17 protein-coding genes and 2 pseudogenes are annotated in these 24,322 nt (G+C 59.9%); 4 read left to right on the top strand and 15 right to left on the bottom strand.

Annotated features, from left to right (window positions below):
- The first annotated feature begins 1 nt into the window (after nucleotide 1).
- Entirely contained in the window at nucleotides 2-1,414 is a 1,413-nt protein-coding gene (locus tag ACT01B_RS03555) for a mannose-1-phosphate guanylyltransferase/mannose-6-phosphate isomerase (RefSeq protein WP_445146012.1), read from the top strand.
- 119 nt (nucleotides 1,415-1,533) lie between these two features.
- Here ACT01B_RS03555 and ACT01B_RS03550 read toward each other — a convergent pair whose 3' ends face one another.
- The 4 genes from ACT01B_RS03550 to ACT01B_RS03535 form a co-directional block, all read right to left on the bottom strand.
- On the bottom strand, nucleotides 1,534-1,965 hold the full coding sequence (locus tag ACT01B_RS03550) for a cupin domain-containing protein (protein ID WP_445146011.1): 432 nt from the start codon (nucleotides 1,963-1,965) through the stop codon (nucleotides 1,534-1,536).
- Nucleotides 1,966-2,060: 95 nt separating this feature from the next.
- Nucleotides 2,061-2,837: a DUF899 domain-containing protein gene (locus ACT01B_RS03545; protein ID WP_445146010.1), complete on the bottom strand. Its 777-nt coding sequence runs from the start codon at nucleotides 2,835-2,837 to the stop codon at nucleotides 2,061-2,063.
- 548 nt (nucleotides 2,838-3,385) lie between these two features.
- On the bottom strand, nucleotides 3,386-4,516 hold the full coding sequence (locus ACT01B_RS03540) for a fatty acid desaturase family protein (RefSeq protein WP_445146009.1): 1,131 nt from the start codon (nucleotides 4,514-4,516) through the stop codon (nucleotides 3,386-3,388).
- Between the two features lie 11 nt (nucleotides 4,517-4,527).
- Nucleotides 4,528-5,634 carry a ferredoxin reductase gene (locus ACT01B_RS03535; protein ID WP_445146008.1) on the bottom strand — a complete coding sequence of 369 codons (1,107 nt, stop codon included), beginning with the start codon at nucleotides 5,632-5,634 and terminating at the stop codon, nucleotides 4,528-4,530.
- A gap of 96 nt (nucleotides 5,635-5,730) precedes the next feature.
- Between ACT01B_RS03535 and fabR the strand changes: the two genes are divergently transcribed.
- Nucleotides 5,731-6,378 (top strand): HTH-type transcriptional repressor FabR, encoded by a 648-nt coding sequence (gene fabR / locus ACT01B_RS03530; RefSeq protein WP_445146007.1) that lies wholly within the window; start codon nucleotides 5,731-5,733, stop codon nucleotides 6,376-6,378.
- A 444-nt stretch (nucleotides 6,379-6,822) separates the two neighbouring features.
- Here fabR and ACT01B_RS03525 read toward each other — a convergent pair whose 3' ends face one another.
- On the bottom strand, nucleotides 6,823-8,862 hold the full coding sequence (locus ACT01B_RS03525) for a hypothetical protein (protein WP_445146006.1): 2,040 nt from the start codon (nucleotides 8,860-8,862) through the stop codon (nucleotides 6,823-6,825).
- A gap of 234 nt (nucleotides 8,863-9,096) precedes the next feature.
- On the opposite strand from ACT01B_RS03525, the pseudogene ACT01B_RS03520 reads away from it, so the two are divergent.
- Nucleotides 9,097-10,059, top strand: a pseudogene (locus ACT01B_RS03520) (IS1595 family transposase).
- A 70-nt stretch (nucleotides 10,060-10,129) separates the two neighbouring features.
- Here the strand turns inward: ACT01B_RS03520 and ACT01B_RS03515 are convergent.
- Together ACT01B_RS03515 and ACT01B_RS03510 are read right to left on the bottom strand one after the other, a co-directional pair.
- A pseudogene (locus ACT01B_RS03515) lies at nucleotides 10,130-10,438 on the bottom strand (transposase); the annotation flags it as partial.
- A 473-nt stretch (nucleotides 10,439-10,911) separates the two neighbouring features.
- Complete coding sequence (locus ACT01B_RS03510) at nucleotides 10,912-13,008, bottom strand: hypothetical protein (protein ID WP_445146005.1); 2,097 nt, start codon at nucleotides 13,006-13,008, stop codon at nucleotides 10,912-10,914.
- A gap of 277 nt (nucleotides 13,009-13,285) precedes the next feature.
- Between ACT01B_RS03510 and ACT01B_RS03505 the strand changes: the two genes are divergently transcribed.
- On the top strand, nucleotides 13,286-14,056 hold the full coding sequence (locus tag ACT01B_RS03505) for a methyltransferase domain-containing protein (RefSeq protein WP_445146004.1): 771 nt from the start codon (nucleotides 13,286-13,288) through the stop codon (nucleotides 14,054-14,056).
- Here ACT01B_RS03505 and ACT01B_RS03500 read toward each other — a convergent pair.
- From ACT01B_RS03500 to ACT01B_RS03465, 8 genes are all read right to left on the bottom strand, one after another.
- Nucleotides 14,053-14,448, bottom strand: coding sequence for a GtrA family protein (locus ACT01B_RS03500; protein ID WP_445146003.1), 396 nt, complete (start codon nucleotides 14,446-14,448; stop codon nucleotides 14,053-14,055). The two genes, ACT01B_RS03505 and ACT01B_RS03500, sit on opposite strands and share 4 nt — an antisense overlap.
- Complete coding sequence (locus ACT01B_RS03495) at nucleotides 14,445-15,365, bottom strand: class I SAM-dependent methyltransferase (protein WP_445146002.1); 921 nt, start codon at nucleotides 15,363-15,365, stop codon at nucleotides 14,445-14,447. The genes ACT01B_RS03500 and ACT01B_RS03495 overlap by 4 nt, the downstream gene beginning before the upstream one ends.
- A 58-nt stretch (nucleotides 15,366-15,423) precedes the next feature.
- Nucleotides 15,424-17,388, bottom strand: a complete 1,965-nt coding sequence (locus ACT01B_RS03490; protein WP_445146001.1) for an NAD-dependent epimerase/dehydratase family protein — start codon at nucleotides 17,386-17,388, stop codon at nucleotides 15,424-15,426.
- Nucleotides 17,385-18,248 (bottom strand): hypothetical protein, encoded by an 864-nt coding sequence (locus ACT01B_RS03485; protein WP_445146000.1) that lies wholly within the window; start codon nucleotides 18,246-18,248, stop codon nucleotides 17,385-17,387. Before ACT01B_RS03485 ends, ACT01B_RS03490 begins: the two co-directional genes overlap by 4 nt.
- A 47-nt stretch (nucleotides 18,249-18,295) precedes the next feature.
- On the bottom strand, nucleotides 18,296-19,081 hold the full coding sequence (locus ACT01B_RS03480; RefSeq protein ID WP_445145999.1) for a transketolase: 786 nt from the start codon (nucleotides 19,079-19,081) through the stop codon (nucleotides 18,296-18,298).
- Nucleotides 19,082-20,490: 1,409 nt separating this feature from the next.
- The gene (gene glmS, locus ACT01B_RS03475; RefSeq protein WP_445145998.1) at nucleotides 20,491-22,320 is read right to left on the bottom strand and encodes a glutamine--fructose-6-phosphate transaminase (isomerizing); all 1,830 of its coding nucleotides are present in this window, start codon (nucleotides 22,318-22,320) and stop codon (nucleotides 20,491-20,493) included.
- A gap of 149 nt (nucleotides 22,321-22,469) precedes the next feature.
- On the bottom strand, nucleotides 22,470-23,840 hold the full coding sequence (locus ACT01B_RS03470; protein WP_445145997.1) for a pyridoxal-phosphate dependent enzyme: 1,371 nt from the start codon (nucleotides 23,838-23,840) through the stop codon (nucleotides 22,470-22,472).
- Nucleotides 23,841-24,032: 192 nt separating this feature from the next.
- On the bottom strand, nucleotides 24,033-24,260 hold the full coding sequence (locus ACT01B_RS03465; RefSeq protein ID WP_266149805.1) for a YdcH family protein: 228 nt from the start codon (nucleotides 24,258-24,260) through the stop codon (nucleotides 24,033-24,035).
- Nucleotides 24,261-24,322: the final 62 nt, after the last annotated feature.

Raw genomic sequence — 24,322 nt, 5'->3', positions numbered from 1 at the left:
CATGTTGATCCCTCTCATACTCAGCGGTGGCAGCGGCACTCGGCTGTGGCCGGTGTCGCGCAAGAATCTGCCCAAGCAGTTCCTGTCGTTGACCGGGCAAGGCACCTTGTTCCAGCAGACCTTGGAACGCACACGCCTGCTTCAGGACGTGGCCGCCCCCATCGTTGTCGCTAGCGAGGATCATCGCTTCCTCGCCGCCGAGCAGCTTTTGGAGTCGGGTGTCGAGGGCGCCACGATCGTGCTCGAACCCACGGCACGCAACACGGCGCCGGCCATCGCCCTGGGCGCCCTCCAAGCGATTGAGAGGGATCCGGAAGCGCTTCTGTTGGTCTTGCCGGCCGACCACCTGATCGGCGATGCAAAGAGCTTTACCGACGGTGTCCAGAGAGCCTTGCCGGTGGCACGCCAGGGCTGGCTGGTGACCTTCGGTATCCGCCCGGATCGCCCCGAAACAGGCTTCGGATATATCCGTCGCGCGGAATCGATTGGTGACGACGCTTACCGTGTCGATCGATTCGTCGAGAAACCCGTTCTCGCCACCGCAGAGGCCTATCTCGCCGAGGGCGGCTATGACTGGAACTCTGGCATGTTTCTGTTCAAGGCCTCGCGCTACCTCGAAGAGTTGGCGGAACATGCGCCGACGATGCTCGCCGCCGTGCGCGCCGCCCATGCTTCCGCCAATACGGATCTGGATTTTGTGCGCATCGATAGCGATGCCTTCGCCAAGGTGCCGGACAACTCGATCGACTATGCCGTGATGGAGAAGACCCAGCGTGCAGCGGTGATCCCTGTCGCCTGCGACTGGAGCGACATCGGCTCATGGTCTGCCCTCTGGCTTGCCGGAGCCCGCGACGCACAGGGCAACTTGCGCGAGGGTGACACCATCACGGTGGATACTCAAAACTCCCTGCTGCGTTCGCACGAACATCATCTGCTGGCCACGGTGGGCGTAGATGACCTCATCGTGGTCACCACGCCCGATGCCACGCTGGTCGCACATCGTGATGCCGCGCAAGACGTCAAGCGGGTGGTCGACGAACTCAAGGCCGCGGGTCGCACGGAGCACTCATTGCACCGCGTAGTCCGTCGTCCGTGGGGAAGCTACGATTCCCTCGAATCTGGCGAGCGTTTCCAGGTCAAGCGCATCGTGGTGAAGTCCGGCGCATCGCTGAGCCTTCAGAAGCACCACCATCGTGCTGAACACTGGATTGTGGTGTCAGGCACCGCCGAAGTTACCTGCGACGAACGCGTGTTTCTGCTTGGCGAGAATCAGAGCACTTATATTCCGCTCGGCAGCGTGCATCGACTGCGTAACCCGGGCAAGGTGCCGCTCGAAATCATCGAAGTGCAATCCGGCAGCTATCTCGGCGAAGACGACATCGTTCGACTGGAAGACGTTTACGGCCGGTCTTGAGCCGCTCTTCAGATCAGAGAAAAAAGCCGTGCATTGCACGGCTTTTTTCTATGTGAAGCATTTCCGATATCCCAGTAGCAATCGCAGCCCCATCATCGGCACGCACCCATACATGGGCCCTATTTCACCGGCTCGGCAAGCGGCTTGCCCTTGTCGACGACCCACGTCGAAAGCGCGACCCCGCCATCCGTGCCAGGGGCTGCAACCAGGCTATGAACGGCACCACGCGGATTGAAGAAATAGTCTCCGGCTTTGAGTACCCGATCCGGCTGACCGCGTGTCTTCAGCACGAGATTGCCTTTGATGACATAGCCCGACTCGTCCCCGTTATGCACGTGCCAGCCGATAACGGCTCCCGCGGGTAACTCCGCCGTGCCAATGACGATTTCCTTGCCGGGCACATCGCTCTGATCGTGACGGTCAAAGATGGTTCGTTTCGGTTGTGCAGCCGACTGGGCGGGCTGCGACGCATCCTGGCCATTTGCACCGACACTGAGCACGAGAGTGGCAAGTGTTATGGCGATCAGGGGAAAACGAAGCACCTTCGGCATAACGGTCTCCTCCGCTCGTGTTGGCCGAGCGGAGGGACATTGCACCGTGACGCGTTACATCCACGCGAAATCGCTCGCGTACATCGCCGTGCCAGTCATCGCGGTTCTGCCACGCTGCTTAAGGCGGCCTCCACCACCTCACCCCACCGCGGGTCGGGCGAGGCGTCGGCGTACTCGTCGTGCCAATTCCACCAGGTGTACGGAGGGGTCTGGGGATAGCCCTTCGGCGAGTCCTCCCACGCCTCCTGGCGCCCGAGCGCAGTCACATCGAGATAGCTCCAGGTGCTCCCCATCGCCTCGTCGCCACGGTTGTTGATGAAGTAGGTACGGAACACGCGGTCGCCGTTGCAGAAGAACACGTTCGTGCCGTGCCACTGGTCCACGCCGAAGTCGCTGTCGAAGCCGTCCGTGATGGTGTACCACGGCATCTCCCAGCCCATGCGTGCCTTCACGCGCGCGATGTCCGTCTGCGGCGCGCGCGAGACGAACGCGAGGGTAGTGTCGCGGGCGTTCAGATGGGCAAGGTGGGCAACCTGGTCGGCCACCATGGAGCAGCCACGGCAGGCATGCTCGGGCCAGCCGAACACGCCTGGCTCGAAGAAGGCACGGTAGACGATGAGCTGACGGCGGCCGTCGAACAAGTCGAGCAGGCTCGCCTTGCCCGCAGGTCCGTCGAACGCATACTCCTTCTCCACGGCCAGCCACGGCATCCGCCGGCGCTCGGCGGCCAGCGCGTCACGAGCACGGGTCAAGGCCTTCTCCTTCACGAGCAACTGCGCGCGCGCCGCCTCCCACTCCCGCGGTGACACGATCGGTGGCGTGCTCATGGCGAGCTGTCCGCGTTTCCGCTCGTTCTCAGGTGAGGTAATCATGGCTCAGCAACCTCCTAATGTTGGGCGAGGTCCCATGCCTTCGGGCTGAAGCGATATTTCCTTCTGCTCATCGCCGGCTGTGGGTCACGCAATAGTTTTAGCGCCAAGCATCCAACCGTGGGAGTGACAAGTGTGGCGGGATTCCGATGGGCTCGCTGATCATGGCCGCAGCCGGTGGTCTCCTCGGCGCACTGAACCGGATCGCCTTGCGCGGCCGGTTGCCGCCCTTGGTCTTTTTAATCATGAATTCCCGCACCTGGCGGACGGTGACATCACGCCACGCCAATTTGGCCAAGCCCGCTTGGCCCCACTTTCGACCCTAAAAGTGGGGGGACGTCGTAGCTTATTGAACGCCATCATCCTTGGGTCCGTAGTGTTCGGCAGCTACCTCGGCGAGCACGACGTCGTCCCATAGGAAGATGTTTACGGCCGATCCTGAGATCCTCCCGTTAGCGTTAATTAAAAAGCCGCGCATGTTGCGCGGCTTTTTAATTAACGAAGTACTGATCGATAGCCGCACCAACAACCCTGCGCGCCGGCAGCCTTCCTCAGCCCGTTGCTTGGGGCGAACCCAGTCGTGCCACCGGGCGGCTGGGAAATGCATGCCGCAAGATGCGCCATATCACCTGGCCAAACTGCTTAGGCAGCGATCCCGTGTTGTAGTGCTGGCCGTAGCGCGCGCAAATCTCGCGTACCTCGACCGCCATCGCCGCGTAGCGATTGGCCGGTATATCGGGGTAGAAGTGGTGCTCGACCTGGTGACTCAGATTCCCAGACATCAGGTTCATCAACCAGCCACCGGTAAGGTTGGATGAGCCTCGCAGCTGGCGCAGATACCACTGGCCACGCGATTCACCTTGTACCGAGTCCTTGGAAAAAACCTCGGCATCTGCCGTGAAGTGCCCACAGAAAATGATGGTGTACGTCCAGATATTGCGCAGCACGTTGGCGACCACGTTGCCAAGCAATACCGGCAGAAAGAACGGCCCAGCCAACAACGGGAAGAGCACGTAGTCCTTCAGCAGCTGTCGAGCCATCTTGCGGCCCACCGGGCGAAACTTCTCGCGTAGTTGCGCCGTCGTGACACGCCCGGTGAGCCATCGACCCAGACGCAGATCCTGGATGGCAACACCCCACTCAAACAAGAGCGCGAAGATCACGGCAATCACCGGCTGCGCGAGATAGAACGGCCTCCAGCGCTGCTCGGGAAACAGACGCAGCAAGCCATAGCCGATGTCATCGTCCATGCCGCGGACGTTGGTCCAGGTGTGATGGCTGTAGTTGTGCGTCTTGCGCCAGTTATCGCTGGTGCCGGCGATATCCCATTCGTAGGTGCGGCCATTCAACGCCGGATCACGCATCCAGTCATATTGGCCGTGCATCACGTTGTGACCCAGCTCCATGTTTTCCAGGATCTTGGACAACGCCAGCAACAGCGTGCCGGCGATACAAGCGGGCCATAGCACGGCATGCACGAAGGCACCGCCGATCGCGCCGATCATCAGCAACAGGCGCCCAGCGAAACCCGTATAGCGCACGGCGGCAACGATGCGGCGGATGTAATTGGCATCGCCCTGCCCCAGCGTGGCGACGGTGCGGGTGCGCAGCGCATCCAGTTCAGCGCCGAAGTGGCCGAGTTCTGCGCTAGTTAGCTTGCGATTGCGGGAATGACGGGGCATAGGTTGGCGGGTCACAGTTCAAGGACAAGGTCGCTGCTGGCGCTGCTGATGCAGAGTCGCAATGCGGAAACGGGTTCGTGCTCCAGCTCGCCGGTGCGCAGGTTGCGGGTCGCGCCAGAGCGCTTGCCGCATGCGCAGGTGTTGCAAATACCCATACGGCAGCCGGATGCCGGGGTAATGCCTGCCGCCTCCAGCGCGGTCAGCAACGCTGTGCCGCGGGGCACGCTCACTGTCTGCTGACTGGCGGCAAGCGTGATTCGCACGCTGCCCTGATCGTCAAAGTCAAAAGCGGGAGGCGTGAAAGCTTCTGCATGAAACGAGCGCGCCTGCGAGGCCGTTTCCGCTCGTGCGCTTTGCACAAAGCCATCGGGCCCGCAGGCATAGACCTGCCGAGCCTGCAGATCGGGTACCAAGCTCGTCCACGGGACATCGCTTAGGTGTCCCTCCCCCTCATCGCCGGCCGCAGCCACGTTGCGAGTCAGGAAGAAGTGCACCCGGAAGTTGGGGTATCTGGTTGCCAGCGCCCGCAACTCGTCGACAAAGCAACGGTCATCCCTATGCCGCACCCAATACAACAGGGTCAGCGGTACCGGCATCCCGCGCGCGGCCAGCTCGCGAGTCATGGCGATCAAGGGAGTAATGCCGCTACCGCCAGCGAGGAACAGCCAAGGGCTATCCACGGTATCGGGGAAGACCATGTCGCCAAAGGCCGGGCCGATTTCCAGCACATCGCCGATCCGCGTGGCATGGCAAAGGTGCTGACTGAGCCGACCGCCCTCGATCGCCTTGACGGTAATAGCCAGGCGACCGTCTGCTCGGGGCGTCTCGGTCAGGCTGTAACTCCGGCTGACCCGCGTGCCATTGATCTCCGCTCCCACATGGAGATGCTGACCCGGCCGAAAGCCATCCCAAAGGCGATTGGGTTGTAGCAACAGCGAGAAGGCATGGCTCGATTCACGCCGGTGCCCCACGACCCGGGCCAGGGGGCGATCCCAGGACCACGCCGGACTGATCCGTGAAGCCCAGAAATCGACGACCCGTGGCGGCGCCCAATAGCCAGCCAGGCGCCGTGCCAGACGGGACAACCGAGGGATGGGCAGACTCGAAGAGGTGTTCATGCCCCAGATTATACAAACGCGCGCACATTCGTCTATACACCTGTATATTATTTCGCGACTGGTATGCTCTTTCCTTTTACAGCGTGGTTCATGCCCATGGGCCAAACCGAAACCTCCTCTGAAACCACTATCGGCGCCGGCCGCCGGGCGTCGATCTCGCGGGACGACCTTCTGGCCGCAGCCTTGCGCCTACTGGGGCCGCACCGCAGCGTCTCCAGCCTGAGCCTGCGTGAGGTCGCGCGCGAGGCCGGTATCGCCCCTAACAGCTTCTACCGGCAGTTCCGCGATATCGACGAACTGGCGGTCGCCCTGATCGACCTCTCAGGCCAGTCGCTCCGCAAGATCGTGGGTGCAGCGCGTCATCGCGCGGTGAGCGGCCGCAGCATCGTGGAGGGCTCGGTCGAGGCATTTATCGAGCAGGTGCGCGCCGATGACCGGTTATTGCACGTGCTGCTGCGCGAGGGCACCGCCGGCTCGGATGCATTCAAGCGCGCGGTGGATCGCGAACTGACGTTCTTCGAGGAAGAACTGCGCACCGACCTGATCCGCCTGTCTTCGGCAAACAACGTGACACTCCACGAGCCGGCCCTGGTCGCCAAGGCCATCACTCGCCTGGTGTTTGCGATGGGTGCAACGGCGCTGGATTTGCCCAGCGAACGGGACCCTGAGCTGATTGCTCAACTCACCCAGATGGTGTTGATGATCATCGTCGGCGCACGCACCCTGGCATCCGATACGAAATAGACGGCCGCCGTGGTCGCCGTCACGGCACCCCATGGGCCATGCATTGCATCGGGCTCGCGCCAATGAGGCGCGAGCTCGATGCCGCGACTCGTCGCCTGTCACCAACCATGCCAAGGGCGGCCTTCCCCCGTCGCAAGTCGGGCATCCTTGTTGGAAATTCTATTCGTGGGCGCCGGCCCAAGATAACGGTCTAGTTAAAACCTTGATCGCAACAAACATAGTCTGCCAGGACGGGCCTAGGAACTTCAATGACTTGCGCCAGTTTGATAGTTCTGCAAAGTCTGTCGCAGGGGAACGTCGGGCCTGGGCAGGACGGTCGCGCTACGACCAGATCGCGGGAGGCCTGGTCATCCTTAGAAACGAGCTATCGATCGGTTGGGAAATTGGAGCTTCTCAACAGCCTGCTAGATGCCCAGCTTTGGAAGGCGACGTCCCCGGTTTAGACTATTTATGAGCCTTATCTAAAGGTACGTATCGAATCGCATAGTAGGTTCCGAAATCTAGCGTACGATCCCGCCGATACACTTCGTCGTAGTCGGATAGCCAATCCGCAACGGGGTAGTCTCGCCGGATGAGGAGCCAACCGGGCGCATTCAGCCTTGCCGCGACCTTTGCCAGGAACTGTCGCCGTAACCGCGGCGGCAGATACACATAGTTTTCCGGTCCGTGGAAAGCGCTCCATGGAGCACCCGCGGAAGATCCCTCCAAGGTAAACGCCGGGTCGAGTACCGTGACCGGTTCATGGAACTGTTCCCATAGGGTCCGCATGCCTCTCGCTGCGTCGCCCGTCATCGCCTCTGGCGGCTGCGGGCCGGCAATAAGCTGGTTCGCCTTGATATTCGCCTGCATACCGCGGGCGTGCATGTAGCTGAACCTAGCGGTCGCGCGGTCGGGTTGGAACTCAACAAGAAGCCTGGTCTTCACCACGTCGGCCCATGAGTTCCAGCCTGCGAGCGATGGATACACCAGCAGCGCGGCGAGCAGCCCACATGAAGCAATGCGCAGCAGGGTGCCCTGCCTCACTTCCCGCAACGCCAGCAGCAAAAGTGCGAAGAAAACGCTGATATTGAGCAGGTTATTGTCGTGGCTTCGGCCAAGGAAATAAGAGGAAGCACCGTACGCTGCCAGCAACAGCACGATGATGTTGTGCGTCGAGCGAACGTCCGGCGATGTCCGCAATTGCCCATATAGGCCCACGATCCCCAGCACGATCACGGCCCCGAAGAACCAGACTGCGCCGGAGAGATCGACGGGCAGTGGTCCAGGCGGGTACATCGCGTACGCAAGATAGCCATCGAGGGTTGGCATCACTCCATATGCCAGACGGTAGATCAGCAGGAAGGAGGCAACCCCCGCTATCAGCCAGCTCGTGAGCCTCGCATTCGCCAGCAGGAAGGTCCGCAAGCGATGGAGTCCATCGGCTCGGGCACCACGGCTCCATACGTAGTAGGGCCACCAGACGACGGTGACCTGAAAGGCGCTCTCGGGGGACCACAAGACGCCAAGAAGCCACAGCATGTGGATTGCCTCGGAAGGCTTTTCTCCGCGCATGCCGTCGTTACCTCGGATCAACGCCCACATCAGCAACGCTAGCGGCAGGAAGCGCAGACCCGACACCGATGGCGTCAGGGCCGGCGAGCCGAGATTGGGTGGGTATGAGGTCCAAACAAATACTGACGCAAAAGTAACCAACGCAATCAGCATGACTTGCAGCGGTGTTTGCCTGGACCCGGAAACCCGCACGGCGATGGACATCAGCAACACGCCATACAGCAGGCTCGAAATCCCGACCACGAAATACATGGCACTCCAGCAATTGGCTCCGCAGGACAGTGCCAACAACGCTGTGGGCCCAAGCCCATACTGGGCCGGTGCGTCGTGGAAAAGCCGGACACCGGCGTGCATGAGCTGTGCCGGCCCGATATAGGCACCCCAGTGATGCCAGCTGAGCCAAAGCATCCTCGGCTGACCGTATAAGCCAGTCGAAAAGAGGAACAGAAATCCGCCGAAAATGAATGCCGCAAACGCGAACCACCATATGCGGCGATCACTACCGTCGCCGTCGCGCTCGACAGCAAGCGCCCAAGTGCCTGCCACTAGCAGCAACTGCAGTATCAGCAGCTCTTGCCAGGAAATATCGAACACAGAGCTGCTGCGCCGCCACCACGCCAGCGTTGCTGCAAGGCAGAACACCATGAACAGCATCGCTGCAGCCGGCCAGTCGATCCTGCGTGGCATCATCTTTCTGCTGACGGGACAGATGAGAGCCGAAGCGATGGCACAGCCGATGACGAGCAAGCCCGGCGCGGGCGATGAAAACTGCAGAAAAACGATCGCAATGAGTAACGCAACGACCGCAGCAGCTCGCCTTCTGGGCGCGGGTGGCCGAACCGTGCCTTCAGCCAGAAGATTTCTGGCCAGCAGATAGACGATGATGAATCCAATACAGAGATAAAGCGCAATGGTCGGCAGCTTGCTGGCCATGGACTCGCCTAGTGTTCGATACCGTCATGGCGGTATTTAAGTCGCCGATAACACCACGTCCGGTGGAGCCGCCTTCGCCCATAAGCGAACACGCCGACCAGTGTTGAGCCCCTTCCCCCAGGGGAGTCGCCCCAATAGTCTACCTGATTAACCCCGAACCTCAGCCTCCCGTCGCGTGATTTGCGACGGCGTTGGCCGAGGATGACGCCATCTGCGAAAGCGAGGGCGTGTGTCATGGCGATGAATCTTGTGCAGTTCCTGACCGGCCTGTCGATAGTGGAGTTCATGCAATAGTACGGCACCGAAGCGAAGTGCTACCGCGCACTGTACCGGGCGCGCTGGCCGCAGGGCTTTCGCTGCCCGGCCCGCAACGAACGGCGGCGCTGCCGGTTCCGTCGTGGGCAGCAGGTTTACTACCAGTGTCGCGCCTGTCGGCACCAGACGACCCTGCTCAGTGGGACGATCTTTCAGGCGACCAAGCTGCCGTTGCGCACCTGGATGCTGGCCATCCACCTGCTGACCTCGACCAAGACCAACATGGCCGCGCTGGAGCTGAGGCGGCATCTGGGAGTGAACTACAAGGCGGCTTGGCGCATCAAGCACAAGATCATGCACGCGATGACCGCGCGTGAAGCGTCCCGCCGGTTGTCCGGGTTTGTGCAGATCGACGACGCCTACTTCGGCGGGGAACTCGACGGTGGCAAGCCGGGCCGCGGCTCGCAGAACAAGCAGGCCTTCCTGATCGCCGTGGAGACCGATGTCGATCTGGAACATCCGGCCCATGCTGTCATCGAGCCAGTGCTTGGCTTCGATGATGCGAGCATCCGGGACTGGCAGTCGCGTCATCTGGCGCCGGAGGCCGAGGTCTTCAGCGACGGCCTGTTCTGCTTCAGCCGCTTTGTCGATGCCGGGCACGCCCACACCGTCCCGGAAACTGCCGGCGGGCGGGCCGCCTGTGAGGTGCGCGGGGCACGCTGGGTCAACGTGTTGCTGGGCAACGTCAATTGCGCCATCAGCGGGAGCTACCACGCTATCCGTCAGGGCAAATACGCGCGGCGCTATCTGGCGGAAGCCGCGCATCGCTTCAATCGCCGGTTTCGTCTGCGCGAGATGCTGCCCCGTCTGGCCCGAGCGATGATGCTGTGCAAGCCTCATGCGGAGCCTGCCCTGCGCATGGCCGACAATTTTCATGGCTGAGGCTCGGGGCTAATCAGGATAGTCTATGATTTCCCGCCACTTGGTCTAGTGTGGTGTCTCAAAAATAATATTAAGAAAGTTTAGCCGCAGCCCGCGCGACAGCAACCAAGATGGTGTCTGCGCTCTTGTGCCAGACGAAAGGTTTCGGATCGGCGTTGTAGGTGTCGATGTAATTGCAGATGGATTGTTCCAGATCGGCCACGCTGGTGTGGGCGTTGCGCTTGATCCACTGCGCGCTGCTTTGACCGAAGAAGCGTTCGACCAAATTGAGCCATGAGGCCGAGGTGGGCGTGAAATGGACGTGGTAACGCGGATGGGCGGCAAACTAGGCGCGCACTTTCTCGGTCTTGTGCGTGCCGTAATTATCCATGATGAGGTGAAAAGCTCTGAGGTACTGCGACAACTTCAGCATGCTGCGATCAGCGGTTCAGGGCCACTGAGCAGCAGTGTACTGGGGACGTCATCGGATCGCCGCCCGCGCCGATCCGCGAGGCGCTGTCGAACCTACAGTGTACCCATCTGGTGCAAACGCGCGGCATGGCTATGCCTTGCGTTCGGATCGGGTGCACAGTGAAATCTTCGGCAAGCTCAATGCGCGGCCCGTGACGTTGCTGGGCAGCCCGCTCACCGCACACACCCTCGGCGCATGGATGCGCGACCGAAGCAGCACGCTCCGCTAGAGCTTCGAATGCGAGCTCGACGGATTGGACTGGATATTCAAGACGTACTATCAAAACTCTTGGGACTATGCGCCTTGTCAGGCACCGGCGAAGGGATGAAGCTAGGATGGTGTCTGCGGAAAGTGCGCGAACGCCAATTTTCGAGCGATGGCGAGCGATCGAGAATTCCCCCTCAATGCGCGGCGTTGTTGCAACGGCTTCGAGGCTCGGAACCTGCATCGTAGATGGAAAACTCTGCCGCGCTGAACACGGCTTCGCTGTGTGATGGATCCCAGCTCGGCAGGCCGGCCTGGTTTTCGACATACCAGCGGACGCCCATTTGATTCAAACGAGCGCAGGCCGCGGCCCATGCAGCGGCAGTCACTACATTGTTGACCTCTGCGGCGCGCTCGCTCGCCAGAGTGGACGCGATTCCACGCTGTTTCTCAAGCAACTCGGTCCGGCCTAGATAGGTCGCTACATCGGCGAAGCCGATAAGCTCAGTTTGCCTGCTTTGCATGTAACCACGCATGGCTTCACCACTCATGACCATAAGGTCGCCTTGCTCTGAGTGTGCGCGAATATAGGCGCCCGTCTGGGCGATGCCCGGCGCGACCGGTACGTCAAAAAAGCCACTTGCCCATGGCATGTGAATCAAGGATGGTTTCCCCGGGTTGACATCGCGGCCCAACGTCATGGTCAGCAGAAGAACGGCGGCGGAGGCGGGCCACAAGACATAGTCAACTCGCCGGTCATTCAGGGCAAATTGCGATGCCCATTGCGCACTACGGGCGATGCTCCATGCTCCGGCGATCGCATAAAGAAGTATGAAGTGCCGATGCTTCAGCTCCGATGCGTCCGTATTCAGCCCGGTTGGCGCCAGCAAAATCAATAGTGAATACGCGACGCACAGCAACCAGGGCAGCCAATCGAAATCCTCCCAACGACCGCTTCTAGCCCAGACTGCAGTGACAAGTGGAAGGCCGATCAATAACACGCCCAGTGTCGCCGCCAACAGCATGGCGACGAGCAGTGCCAGCGATGCCGCCAAAGGCATTGATGCCTCGGTGTGCTGGAGAAACTGCAAGTAATCGGGGGGACCGAAATTCAACGTGCCTTCGGCGTACTGAATCGGTTGCAGCATGGCCCGTAGTCCGGGCTGCCAAGACAAAAGACTGATGGAGGCCACAAAGGCGAGCGCAAAACTTAAGCATGCCAAAAGAGCCTTCTTCCTTGGAGAAATTCGCCATTGCGCTAGCAACCACGTCCCCGCGAACGCAGGTGCGAGGAGTACGAAGAAGTGAAGGCGAATCATGAAAAGCGACAAAAGCAGAAAAAGTCCCAGTGCATTGGACGCCTGCTTCTTGGTTCTTAGTCCATGCAGGAGACACGTGGCAGCCATTGCCGCGACACCCAGCGCGTAGCCCGAGCCAGGGGCGGTGTACAGCAGCCAGCGAAATCCGTAGAAGCCGTTCTGCATCCAGTAGTACGAGGCATCCGGCAGGCACGCGACGCACAGCACGACAAACAGCGCCATCGCCCTGCTGGTCATCTGAGCCAGCAGGGCGTAGAGACCCAAGGCTCCGATCAGTAGGCCGAGCGGAAGCAGTGTCGCCAGGGCCAGCGCTAGACCTGGAAGGCCGGATGCCGGCAGCAGCGCTGCGGGAAGCATGAAGGAGCCGTAGTGATAAAACGGGCGCGGCGCATGGGCTAGTAGAATGTTGCCCTCTTTTACTGCCAGCGGATCACCGAAGGAGGCAATCACTGTTCCATGGACGTAGTAGTCCGTCCATATTGGAAGCGCTCCCCCCGCCGTCGCGGACGGAAAGAATGCAGCGACATCCCGGCAGAAATAGCCTATGAGAACGGCAAGGAATAGCGTTGCGGGAATATCTTGTGATGAAACAGGCTTTATGGCGTGTCTTGCGACTGGACAAGCCAGGTACGTTAACGCAATTAGCAACGCGCAAATAATGAAGGCTGTTTGTGCAGTCACGTTGAACAGGCTGCTTAACGCCAGCATGGCCATCATCATGGCCGCGGCTCCCGTCACAAAGGCGGCCGGAAGCACGGCCGTAAGAGCAGGCCCGACAAGTGCCAGCAACCATTCTCCCGATATGGTCACGACGAACACGCCGATAAATGGCGCAAGCATCGTCTGGACGCTATGCCTGGCGCCGGCCAGCATAAGCAGCACATCGATAAATCCTGCAACAACTGCGAAGAACCCGAGCCGTTGCCATGTCCATGGAAGGGATTGATGCTGATTGATGCTGAAACGGCCACTCATAGGCAGATATCCATATGGGGACAAATCGACTTGGTCACCCGTTCATCGTGGCGAGCACGAGCGATCGCCACCGGCGATCGGTGCGGTATTGTATGCTTGATAGCCGGCACCTTTCGCGCCCGCATGTGCGGATCGAGCCTGCTCAGTACGCATCCAGAAGCCTCGGTGGCATAGGGTGTCGGGATATCGGGATGTGCCCTATGTGCTGGCCGAAGTCCTCTACAATTTCCTGGGGGCTCGGCATCGGGCGAGTTGAAGCCTTTGGAATCGATGACGCATGCCCAGTGAGCAATTCAAACCGATTGCGGTGAGGCCTCCCTCTGATAATCCGCTGTTGTTCAGCATTAGGTGCCTGATCGATCTTCAGCTAGGAAGCATCGTCAAGCAGCTTCGGCCGGAGCTGGCGGTTATGACGGGAAAAGTGCTTGATGTGGGGGCGGGCGAATCCCCATGGCGGGAGTGGCTTCCGGCGGATGTTACCTATCATGGCATCGATATTGGAAATGCTTCGGATTTCGGCATGCATGCCGGCCGGAAAGACATCACCTACTACGATGGCGAGATCATGCCTTTTGATGACAGCGCGTTTGACGGCGCGATCTGCATCGAGGTGTTAGAGCATGCTAGAAATCCCGAGCTTTGCCTGTCTGAAATCGCGCGCGTACTCAAGGACCAATCCCCCGTTTTGCTCAGCGTTCCGTGGTCCGCTCGGAGACATCATGTTCCGCACGACTACCACCGATTCACCCGCGAGCGCCTGGAAATTCTCTTCAATGCCAGCGGTTTCGAGGACATTGACATAAGGGAGCGCGGAACCGACCTGGGCGCCATCGCTAGCAAGATGATTGTTCTTGCCGCGAGACTTGTTCCAAAGAAAGTGGTCCTGGACGTGCTGTGGAAACTCCCGCTTGTGGTGGTGTGCGCACCGTTGGCATTGGGCTTTCTGTTTGCGGCGCATTTATCGGAAACGTTCGGCTGGGGCGCGAAAGAGGATCCGCTCGGCTATTTCGTAAAGGCTAGGCGCACAACGCGCAAGCGCGCTGGTTAATCTGTTTTGCCCGCGCTGAATACCCATCTTGAAAGAAGCAAATACGAGATCACGGCAAAGATTGGGGTCAGGTAAGCCTGGCTGATGATCGCGTCATGCGTGTAGCGGTTGACCACGCTGATGAGTTCGAGGTTGGCGTAAAAGATCAGCAAATAGGCGCTTGCAAAGCGCGGTATGCGAGTGGGCGATACGTCAAGAAAAACGAAATGGCCAGTGGTGAAGAAATTGAACACCATGCCCGCAATGTTGCCGCCAATGAGCGCAAGCCAGGTCGGGCTGTGATGAATGACGAAGACGGCGTAGACGGCAAAGCCGAACAACGTATTCAAGCCGCCGACCAGCAGAAATATAAAGAAACGCCTTAAGCGTTGCAGATTCGGTCTTCCGCTCATTGCCCGTCCGGCTTGAAGCCGACGGCGGCACTGTTGCCGACGTTGAGAGAAAGCTTCATCTGAGCCAGCCCTACAGCAGAAAGTATGGCGTTGAACGACTTCTTGACGCTTGCAGGGAAGGGCATCAGCCGGTTCCAATAACGCAGGGAATATCGGTTGGTAAACGGCGCTGCTTCCACCTGCACATAACCGGCACGTTCGAGCAGCGCCGAAACGCTCCGGCCGGAAAAAAGCTGCATGTGCTCGATGTCGATGATGGGAGAGCGTCCTCCTAGAAGGCGATTCACGCTGCTACGGTAGTCGTGGGTAACGGTAAGAAAAGCTCCGCCGGGCTTGAGAAGCCGGTATGCGGATTCGGCAATGTCTAGCGGATCGCGTACATGTTCCAGCGTCATGAAGCAGCAGATGAGATCGAATGACGCGGCAGGGAAGTCCTCGCCGACAAAGATGCCTTCTCGTATCCACGCCCTCCGGTGTGCCGGCGCAGCGGCAATGGCGGCGGTAGATGGTTCTACACCGGCGACGGCGCCAAATCCGAACCGGGTTAGTTCTTCAAGAAAGATTCCGGTGCCCGTGCCGATTTCCAGTGCCGAGCCTTTATGGATCCGTAGCAGCGCCGGCGTGAAAGCGCGGATATAGCTGCTGGCGGCATCGTTCGCTTCTTCACTGCTGTCATAGTCGGCGGTGTGATAAGCGTTGGCCAGCGCACCTTGTGACGGCGGGCGGTCTACATAGACAAGATCGCAATCGGGGCACCTGACCATCTGATAGCAGAGATGTTCGGGCTCCTTTCGAGAGGAAAAGCTAAATTCATTCAACTTTTCCGGATCGATGCGCTCCTCCAGAAATATTTTCGCATGCGCCGGAAAGCGATGGCATATCGGGCAAGGCCGGTGATGTCGGTCATCAAGCTGCATGGTTTTCGCCTCGGGCGGCCTGGATGCGAAAGTTGGTTTACAAGGATCCTGAAGCACGTTACTGCTTGGCCGGTCCGCAGGTCTGATCGGTGATAACGCCGTGCCGGATCAGCGCAGAACGGATGAGACGTGGCCTTCCCTTTACTTCGATCATGATCTTTCCGATGTATTCGCCGACCAACCCCAAGCCGAACAGATTGAGGGATCCAAACATCAGTATGACGATCAGCAGAGTGGTGGCGCCGCGCGGTGCGATATCCGGCCATATGATGCGGAGTACGGCCACCACTAATGCGGCTATCAGCGACAGGCCGAGAAGAGTAAGTCCCGTCGTTGTCAACAGGGTGAGCGGCACGTTGCTGAAAGAAAAAATCCCCTTCTTGGCCCAGTCGATATTTTTAGAAAGCGTATTGGTCGTGCGGCCGAACATTCGCTCTGGACGAACATAGTCCACGCCAGTCTGTCGGAATCCGACGTAGGCACGGAGACCGCGCATGAACAGATCGCGCTCAGGGCAGGTCAGAAGCCACTGCACGACCTTTCGATCGATCAGCGAGAAATCGCCTGCGTCGAGTGGAATCTTGACGTAGCTGAATGCGGCAAAGACGCGGTAGAACGCCTTGTACAGCAGCCCCCAATGCCAGGGCATTTCCCGTTGAACGCGGCGGCCGTAGACGACATCATGACCTTTTTCCCATTCGGCATGAAATGCCTCGATCAACTCCGGCGGATCCTGCAAATCTCCGTCCAGCAGCACGACGGCATCCTTCGATGCCAGCTCCATGCCGCTGCGGAAAGCCATCTGCGATCCGAAATTGCGCGAATGAGAAATGCCGATGACGTGCGGGTCTGCCTGAGAGATTCTCCGTATTTGCTCAGCGCTATCATCCGGGCTGCCGTCATTGACGAAGATGATTTCGTAGTCGATGCCGAGCTTGGTGAACGTCTCCGTCAGCCGGCGATGCACGACGGGAATTGCCGGCTCGTCCTTGTAGCAAGCGATGATCGCCGAAATGGAGCGGCGCTTGCCTTGCGTGGCCTTCTTTGAGCGGAGGGCCAGCTCCTCCTCGGTCAGGCTGGCGATCCACTTGGCGGTGTCCAGCAACCCCTGTTCCAACGGAATCTGTGCGCACCAGCCGATAAGTCGCTCGGCCTTGGCCGGGTCGGAATACCAATCGGAAAGATCCCAGGATCGTCCCTGCATGGTGCCGAAGCTGGCCGCTTCCTCAATATTGAAAAGCGAGCGAGTCATGTCTGCCAACTCACCGATGGTGACCTTTCGCCCCGCCCCGATATTGAGGCTTTCCCCGTAAAGGGTCGGATTCATTTTTGCAGCCGCCAGAATGAAGGCGGCGCTGACGTCGTCGACGTGAACGAAGTCTCTGGATGTTCGTTCATCGACGAAGGCTGGTAGGGTATGCGCAAGCGCTTTGCGCAGAAGATTCGGTATCAGCCGCGAGCTGTCCTCAAGCGGACCGTAAACGGAATAAAGCCGCAGATTGATGCACGGAAAAGCGTGCGTTCTCCCCATGTATTGAAGGTATTCCGACGCGGCGAGTTTCGAGACTGCGTAGTGGCTGTTGGGAGCGCAAACGGCATCTTCGGTTGGACCTGCGCTGTTGGTGCCGTATTCGGATGAGGTTCCGGCGTGCACGTAAGCGGCGATGGAGCGATCCGCAAGCAGCTGGGCCATGGCGGTTAGCGAGTTGAAGTTGGTTTGGTAAATGAGCTGCTGGTCTTGCTCGAAGGAATAGGCACCGTAGGCCACGCAATCGAACACGGTCTTGGGGGCAGTCACATCGACTAGATTTTTGACCGCCGCAGGATCGGTGAGATTGGCTGCGACGATATGAATGTCGCTAACATCGGCGAGGCGCCAATTCTTTTCCTTCTGCACCACCGCATAGACGTCGGAGCGCACCGCGCGAATGGTGTGAAACAGGTTCGCACCAACGAATCCGGTTGCGCCCGGTACGATAATCGGCCCGGCCAGTGCGCGAATATGTGAAGTCGGGTCAGTCATGCTTGGGACAGCTCGGCCAGGGCGGTGAGAAGGTTTGAGGGGTCAAGGCCAGACTCTTTGCGTAGATACGATTGCGAGCCGTAGCGGGCATAGTGATGCGCGCGTGCACATAGCAGCTTGATGCGGGCAGCTAGGCCATTGCGCATCATATGCAGCGCGAATTCAGCGGCAAAGCCACCGCGCTCGACATGTTCCTCCACGATGCACACACGACCGAGCCGCGCGATTTGCGCGAGCAGCTCGTCAGGAGGCGGATTGTGGGCGAGCGGCAGCTCCGAAATGGCCCAGAGATTGGGGCGATCAGACTGATGCATCATACGGAAGGCTTCGATATAGGTGCCAGCCAACGGCCCGACTACGATAACCGGGAGGCCGGTGCCACGAGTGAGGCAACGCCAAGGCGCGTAGGCCGGCACCTGAAAATCCGCCGGCTGTTCGCCGCGTCCTAGTCGGATATAGCTGGCCAAGGGGCTTGCGCCGGCCAGCGATACGACGTCGCCGACGTCGTGATCGAAAACCGGGATGTACGCCTTGATGTTCGGAAGGGTAAGCAGGACGCCATAGTCTTCGATAGCGTGATGGGTGGGGCCCATCACCCCATAGCCGTAACCGCCGCCATTTCCTATAAGCTTTACGGGAAGGCCGTGGAACGTAATATCGTTGCGTATCTGCTCAAAAGGTCTGGCATAGCAGAAAGGCGCAATGCTGTAGACCCAGGCATCGAGCCCTTGACGGGCGAGTGCGGCAGAGACAGAAATCATGTTTTGCTCGGCAACACCGGCATTGATGAATCGCTCGCCCAGTGCCTCTTGAAGCGGCTCGAGCGCCATGAAACCGAGGTCGCCGGTCAGAAAGACCATGTCCGGTTTCTGTGCGCGATTCACCAGCGCGTCGCATAATTGCTTTCTCATCGACGAGCAAGCTCCTCGATGGCCTGCAAATAATTCGCTTCGTCGAGCGGCAGGTAATGCCACTCCATGCGATTCTCCATGAAAGAGACACCTTTGCCCTTGATCGTATCCAAGACGATCAGGCGGGGACGTTGCGAGTTTTGATCCAGCGAACTGCGGATCGCATCCAGGTCATGACCCTGGATGATCTGGAGGTCGAGATCGAAGCCGCCGAGTTTTTCCCAGAGAGGCGCCATCGAGGCGACCTCGTCCGTCGTGCCGAAGCCCTGCAAGCGATTGTGATCGACTAGTACCGTCAAATTCGCCAGTCCTTGATGGCAGGCGAATATCAGCGCCTCCCAGCTCGAGCCCTCCTGCCACTCTCCATCGGACATTAGGCAGAAAACCCGACCCTGCTGACGCTTGAGTTGCAAGGCAAGCGCTGTCCCGGCAGCCAGTGACAGGCCATGGCCAAGACTTCCCGTGGCAAACAACACCCCGTCGATGCCATTGGCCGGGGGGTGGCCCGCCAGCAGTGTCGCATCGCGGTGGAATGTCGTGAGATCTTCATCCGACAACCTGTTCGCGCTCCACAGCGCGACATAGAGTGCGCCGGCGGAGTGTCCCTTGGAAAGAACGAAATGATCCTCCGCGCCCATCCGCTCATTGAACAGAACCGCAAGGGCATCGATCGCAGACAAGTTGCCGCCGATGTGTCCCACCCCACTTTCGTAATGCATGCGGACCAGGCGCTCGCGGATCGTTGCCAATTGGCCCACGTCCAGCCTCTTCGCGTACGTCATAACGAATTGCCGCGCCGCTCATGGCTGGGCGATCTGGAATGCTGCGGCTTGGAAAGCCTTGGGATGGCCATGCTGTGCCAGGTCGAGTAATTGTGGGAATAGTTTAACAAAAGCATTAAGCTTTTCCTTATCCTGGCCCCGCCGGCTCGAAACTCTTCACTGGACCTGCAAACGTTGGCCCTTGTCCTCTGCCGTCGGACCTGGGCCGCAACGAAGCCATGGCGCTCCTCTAAGTGGCGACTTGAGAGTCAATAGAGACACCTGTCCCTGTGTCGCCAGAGATGTGCAGGCTCCGGGATTCGCAAGACGCTTCGGGTGTTGAGCCATCGCGCCGGAAACGCTGTATGCGCGGCCAATCTGTAAAGGTGGCCCTTGACGACGCCGGCCGCCTACGTCTGCCCTGGAAGCATTCCCCGAAATGGCTTTCATCGTATTCTGATCGGGGCCATTCTTAGGAGCACCCCAGCACCGGGGAACGCAGCGTCACTCGGCAACCCGCCCCAACCGACGCCCGGCTTTTCGAGGGCGACCATTGAGCAATGCGAGCCCCTGATCCAAAGGGACCAAACGGGGCAGCGCAAAGTCGGGAGCGGGCCAAAGAAGGCGACAGCTGCTTACATCGCTAGTCCAGCATGCTGGTCAGAACCATTATTATTTTCGCTGTAAGCAGACGGGCTCGTTTGTTGGAAACTCTAATTAAGGAATTGGAGTTTCTATTAGGTATTAGAGACCCACGTCGTCCGCGATGAACAGGTTGACGCGTGGGAGCCGGAGTGCCTTTTGCAACGGCATCAAGGCGTATTCCTGCTCGGAACGGCGACTGAAACAAGGTGGGGTCAGTAGCAGTGACGCAATTCCAGCGCAGCGTGCGAAGAAAAGCACCGAACATTCGCGGATCATCGAACCCCTGCCCCCGATGCTGTGCCAAGCCTCCCGATCCAGGACCTTGGTATCTAGCGCGAGCGGCCAGATCACCTCCAGCTTATCGCCTTGGGCATCGTCATCCAGACACGCGAGACTAACGATCTCAGGTCGCCCGGATTCATTCGAGCTTACGTCCTCAACTAGCCAAGTCCTGGTACGCATGCGCACCACACACCCAACCACTGGGTTGGCTTCAGATTTGGCTGATTGCACTACCGCCCCCATTCCCTGATTTCTAAAGGGATTCTAGCCCAGGAAGAAGGGATGGATGAGCCCTCGGCGAGGTCAGCTACTGGCTAATCGTGGAGGATTACGAACGAATTCCGGCCACATAGCGCCCTTGTGGTGCGGTCTCAATTGCGGCCCGACCGTGCTCACGGGGGCGAGCTGGCATTGCACTGAATAGGTGCAATGCCATTACCGACTTTATTTTCTGTTACGGACTTTAATCATGGCGATCACCATCCCAGCACTCCCTAGCTAGATCATTCCACCGTCACCGACTTGGCCAGATTGCGCGGCTGATCGACATCGGTACCGCGCAGCACGGCCACGTGATAGGCGAGCAGCTGCAGTGGCACGGTGAACACGGCTGGCGCGATGAAGTCGCCGCCACCATTGATGCGCAAGGTGACGCCACGCGCATGGTTGCCTTCGAGGCTGGCCTCGCCATCGGCGAACACGATCAACTCGCCGCCACGGGCACGCACTTCCTGCAGGTTGGACTTGAGCTTGTCCAGCAATGGGCCGCTTGGTGCTACGGCAATCACCGGCATGTCCTCGTCGACCAGCGCCAGCGGACCGTGCTTGAGTTCGCCGGCGGGATACGCTTCGGCATGGATGTAGGAGATTTCCTTGAGCTTGAGCGAGCCCTCCAGCGCGACCGGATATTGCGCACCGCGCCCGAGGAACAGCGCGTGCTGGCGGTGAATCAGGTGCGCCGATAGTTCGATGATCTGCGGCTCCAGCTTGAGCGCATCTTCAAGGGCGCGCGGCAGGTGTTGCAGCTGCGTGCACAGGTCCACATAGCGCGCGCGATCCAGGCCGCGCTGTTGCGCCATATGCAAGGTAAGCAGGGCGAGTGCCGCCAACTGGGTCGTGAATGCCTTGGTCGACGCCACGCCGATTTCCGGGCCAGCCCGGGTCATCAGCTTGAGATCGGCCTCGCGCACCACTGACGACTCGGGCACATTGCAGATGGCCAAGGTGCCCAGATAGCCGCGACGACGAGACTCGCGCATGGCCGCCAGAGTGTCCGCCGTTTCGCCCGACTGCGAAATGGCCACGAACAGCGTGCCATCGGGCACCACCGCTTCGCGATAGCGATACTCGCTGGCCACTTCGACACTGACCGGAAGTCGCGCGTACTCCTCGATCCAGTACTTGGCGACCATGCCTGCGTGATAGCTGGTGCCGCAGGCAATGATATGCAGGCCACGCACGCGCGACAGCAGTTCATCGCCGCCCACGCCGAAGATATTGGGCAAGACGCCGTGTGGACCGATGCGCGCTTCGAGCGTTGCTGCCACCGCATGCGGCTGCTCGAAGATCTCCTTCTGCATGTAGTGGCGATACTCGCCACGCTCCACCGCATCCGCCGACAACTCGCTTTCGTGCATGGAACGCTCGACGCGCTGACCGTCGAGACCGAAGATCGCCACGCTGTCGCGCGTGATCTCGGCAACGTCGTCCTCGTCGAGATAGATGATCTTGTTGGTGACCTGGATCAGCGCCTGCGCATCGGAACCCAGGAAATGCTCGCCAATACCTACGCCAATCAGCAGTGGCGCTCCATGGCGCGCACCGATGACCCGGCCAGGCTCCTTACTGCTGATGACCGCAATCGCGTACGCACCCTCAAGTTCACGCACCGTCGCCATCACCGCGTCGCGCAGGCTCAGGCCCGCCTCGACGTGTTCGTTGATCAGGGCGGCCATGACCTCGGTATCGGTCTCCGAGGTAAACACGTGACCGCGCGCTTGCAGGTCGGCACGCAGGCTGGCGTAGTTCTCGATGATGCCGTTGTGCACCAGCGCCACGCTGCCGGCCATATGCGGATGTGCATTCGCCTCGTTCGGCACGCCATGCGTGGCCCAGCGGGTGTGTGCGATGCCGGTGCCACCAGGGAAGGGTTCGGCCAGGTACAGCGACTCCATCTCGCGCACCTTGCCCTTGGCGCGAACGCGGTGAATCTCGCCGCGATCCAGCACGGCCACGCCGGCTGAGTCGTAACCGCGATATTCCAGCGCCTTCAGGCCGGCGATCAAGAGCGGCGCCACATCACGCTGGGCGGCAGCGGCAACAATTCCACACATCGACATATCCTCCTTAGTGAAACACGGGCCTCGTGCCCGTGTTTCAAGATCCATCACTTTGTCGGCAACCGATTTCAGCAGGCTTTCGTGGCTACAAAGGGACCGAATCCAAGTGTTCGTCGGCGCGCCGAACGCCAGCTCCGCCGCGCTTAATGCACCTTGCGTCGCAGATAGTTCAGCAGGTCGATACGCGTGATCAGGCCGAGGAACTGCTCGCCGTCGATGACGATGGCCACATGGCCACGATCGAATACCGGCAGCAACGCTTCGATCGGCGAACGCACGTCGAGCATCTCCAGGTTGCTGGTCATCGCAGTCGACACCACGTCGCGGAAGCGGGTCTCGTCCGAGTGCACGTGCATCAACACATCGGACTCATCCAGGATGCCTACCAGGCGATCACCGTCCATCACGGGGAGCTGGGAGACGTCATACAGCTTCATGCGTGTATAGGCTGTCATCAGCAGCTCGTTCGACCCGATCACCACGGTGTCACGCTGCGCGAACGGGCGCAGCAACAGATCGCGCAGATCGCCATACTGCTCGCGCTCGATGAAGCCGTTGTCGAGCATCCAGTAATCGTTGTACATCTTCGACAGGTACTTGTTGCCCGTGTCGCATACCAGGGTCACCACACGCTTGGGCGCGGTCTGCTCGCGGCAGTAACGCAGCGCCGCCGCCAGCAAGGTGCCGGTGGATGAGCCGCCAAGGATGCCCTCTTTCGCGAGCAGTTCGCGCGCCACCAGAAAGCTTTCCTTGTCAGGAATGGCATAAGCCTTCGTCACGCGGGTGAAGTCGCTGATGCTCGGCAGAAAGTCCTCACCGATGCCTTCCACCATCCAGCTGCCGGACTTGGCCGAAAGCGTGCCTTCGTTGATGTATTGGGCGAGGATCGAGCCCACCGGATCAGCCAGCACGAACTCGGTGCTCGGCGAATGTTCGGCGAAGAACTTGGACAGGCCGCTGAGCGTACCGGACGAACCGCAGCCCACCACGATGGCGTCGACCTGCCCGTCCAGTTGTTCGAGAATCTCCGGGCCGGTGGTGGCGATATGCGCGGCCGGGTTGTCCATGTTGCCGAACTGGTTGATGAAGTAGGCGCCAGGTGTCTCGCGCGCGATGCGCTCGGCCATGTCCTGGTAGTACTCCGGATGCCCCTTGGCGACATCGGAGCGGGTAAGCACCACTTCGGCGCCCATGGCTTTGAGGTTGAAGATCTTCTCGCGGCTCATCTTGTCGGGCACCACCAGGATCAGGCGGTAGCCCTTCTGCTGCGCGACCAGGGCGAGGCCGAGACCGGTGTTGCCAGCGGTGCCCTCGACCAGGGTGTCGCCTGGACGAATCTTTCCGGCGCGCTCGGCGCCTTCGATCATCGACAAGCCGATGCGATCCTTGATGGAGCCACCCGGATTGGTGCTTTCCAATTTCAGGAACAGCTCACACGGTCCGACGTCCAGGCGCTGGGCGCGTACCATCGGGGTACGTCCGATCAGTTCGAGGACACTCTGGTGGACCGTCATGGGGACTCCTTGCCGAAAACGCCGGTCGCATCATCACGACCCGTAGGGCATGGATGATAACCGAGCCGCGGCGCCCGCTTCCCCAGGAAGCGCTGAACCAGTCAGGGTCCTTGACCCCGAAAACGGAGCGGCCCCGGAAACCGTTCCCTTGCGGGAGGTACCGGGGCCGCGTTCATGCGAAAACTCGCAGATTTAGTTGATGCGGTGCGCGTGATTGTCCCACATGCGCTGGAGCCGCTCCTTCGCGTGGAGTTTCTCCTTCTTCATGCCCGATAACGTCATGTCATCGATGGGAAGCACGCCAATCTCGGCGTCGTGCACCTTGCTGTCGAGCTCTTGGTGGTGTTGGTAGAGCCGACGAAATTCCGCGTCGGCCTTCATCAAGGCTTCGACATCATCACGCTGCTGGTTTTCAAACATGATTCGACCTCCTCTGGAGAGAACGACGGGCGCCCCGTGGGGGCGCCCTCAGACGCTGAACG

The organism is Dyella sp. Tek66A03, from assembly GCF_052567735.1.
Note: the sequence above shows the minus strand (reverse complement) of the source record. Positions and strands in the feature narration are given on the sequence as shown.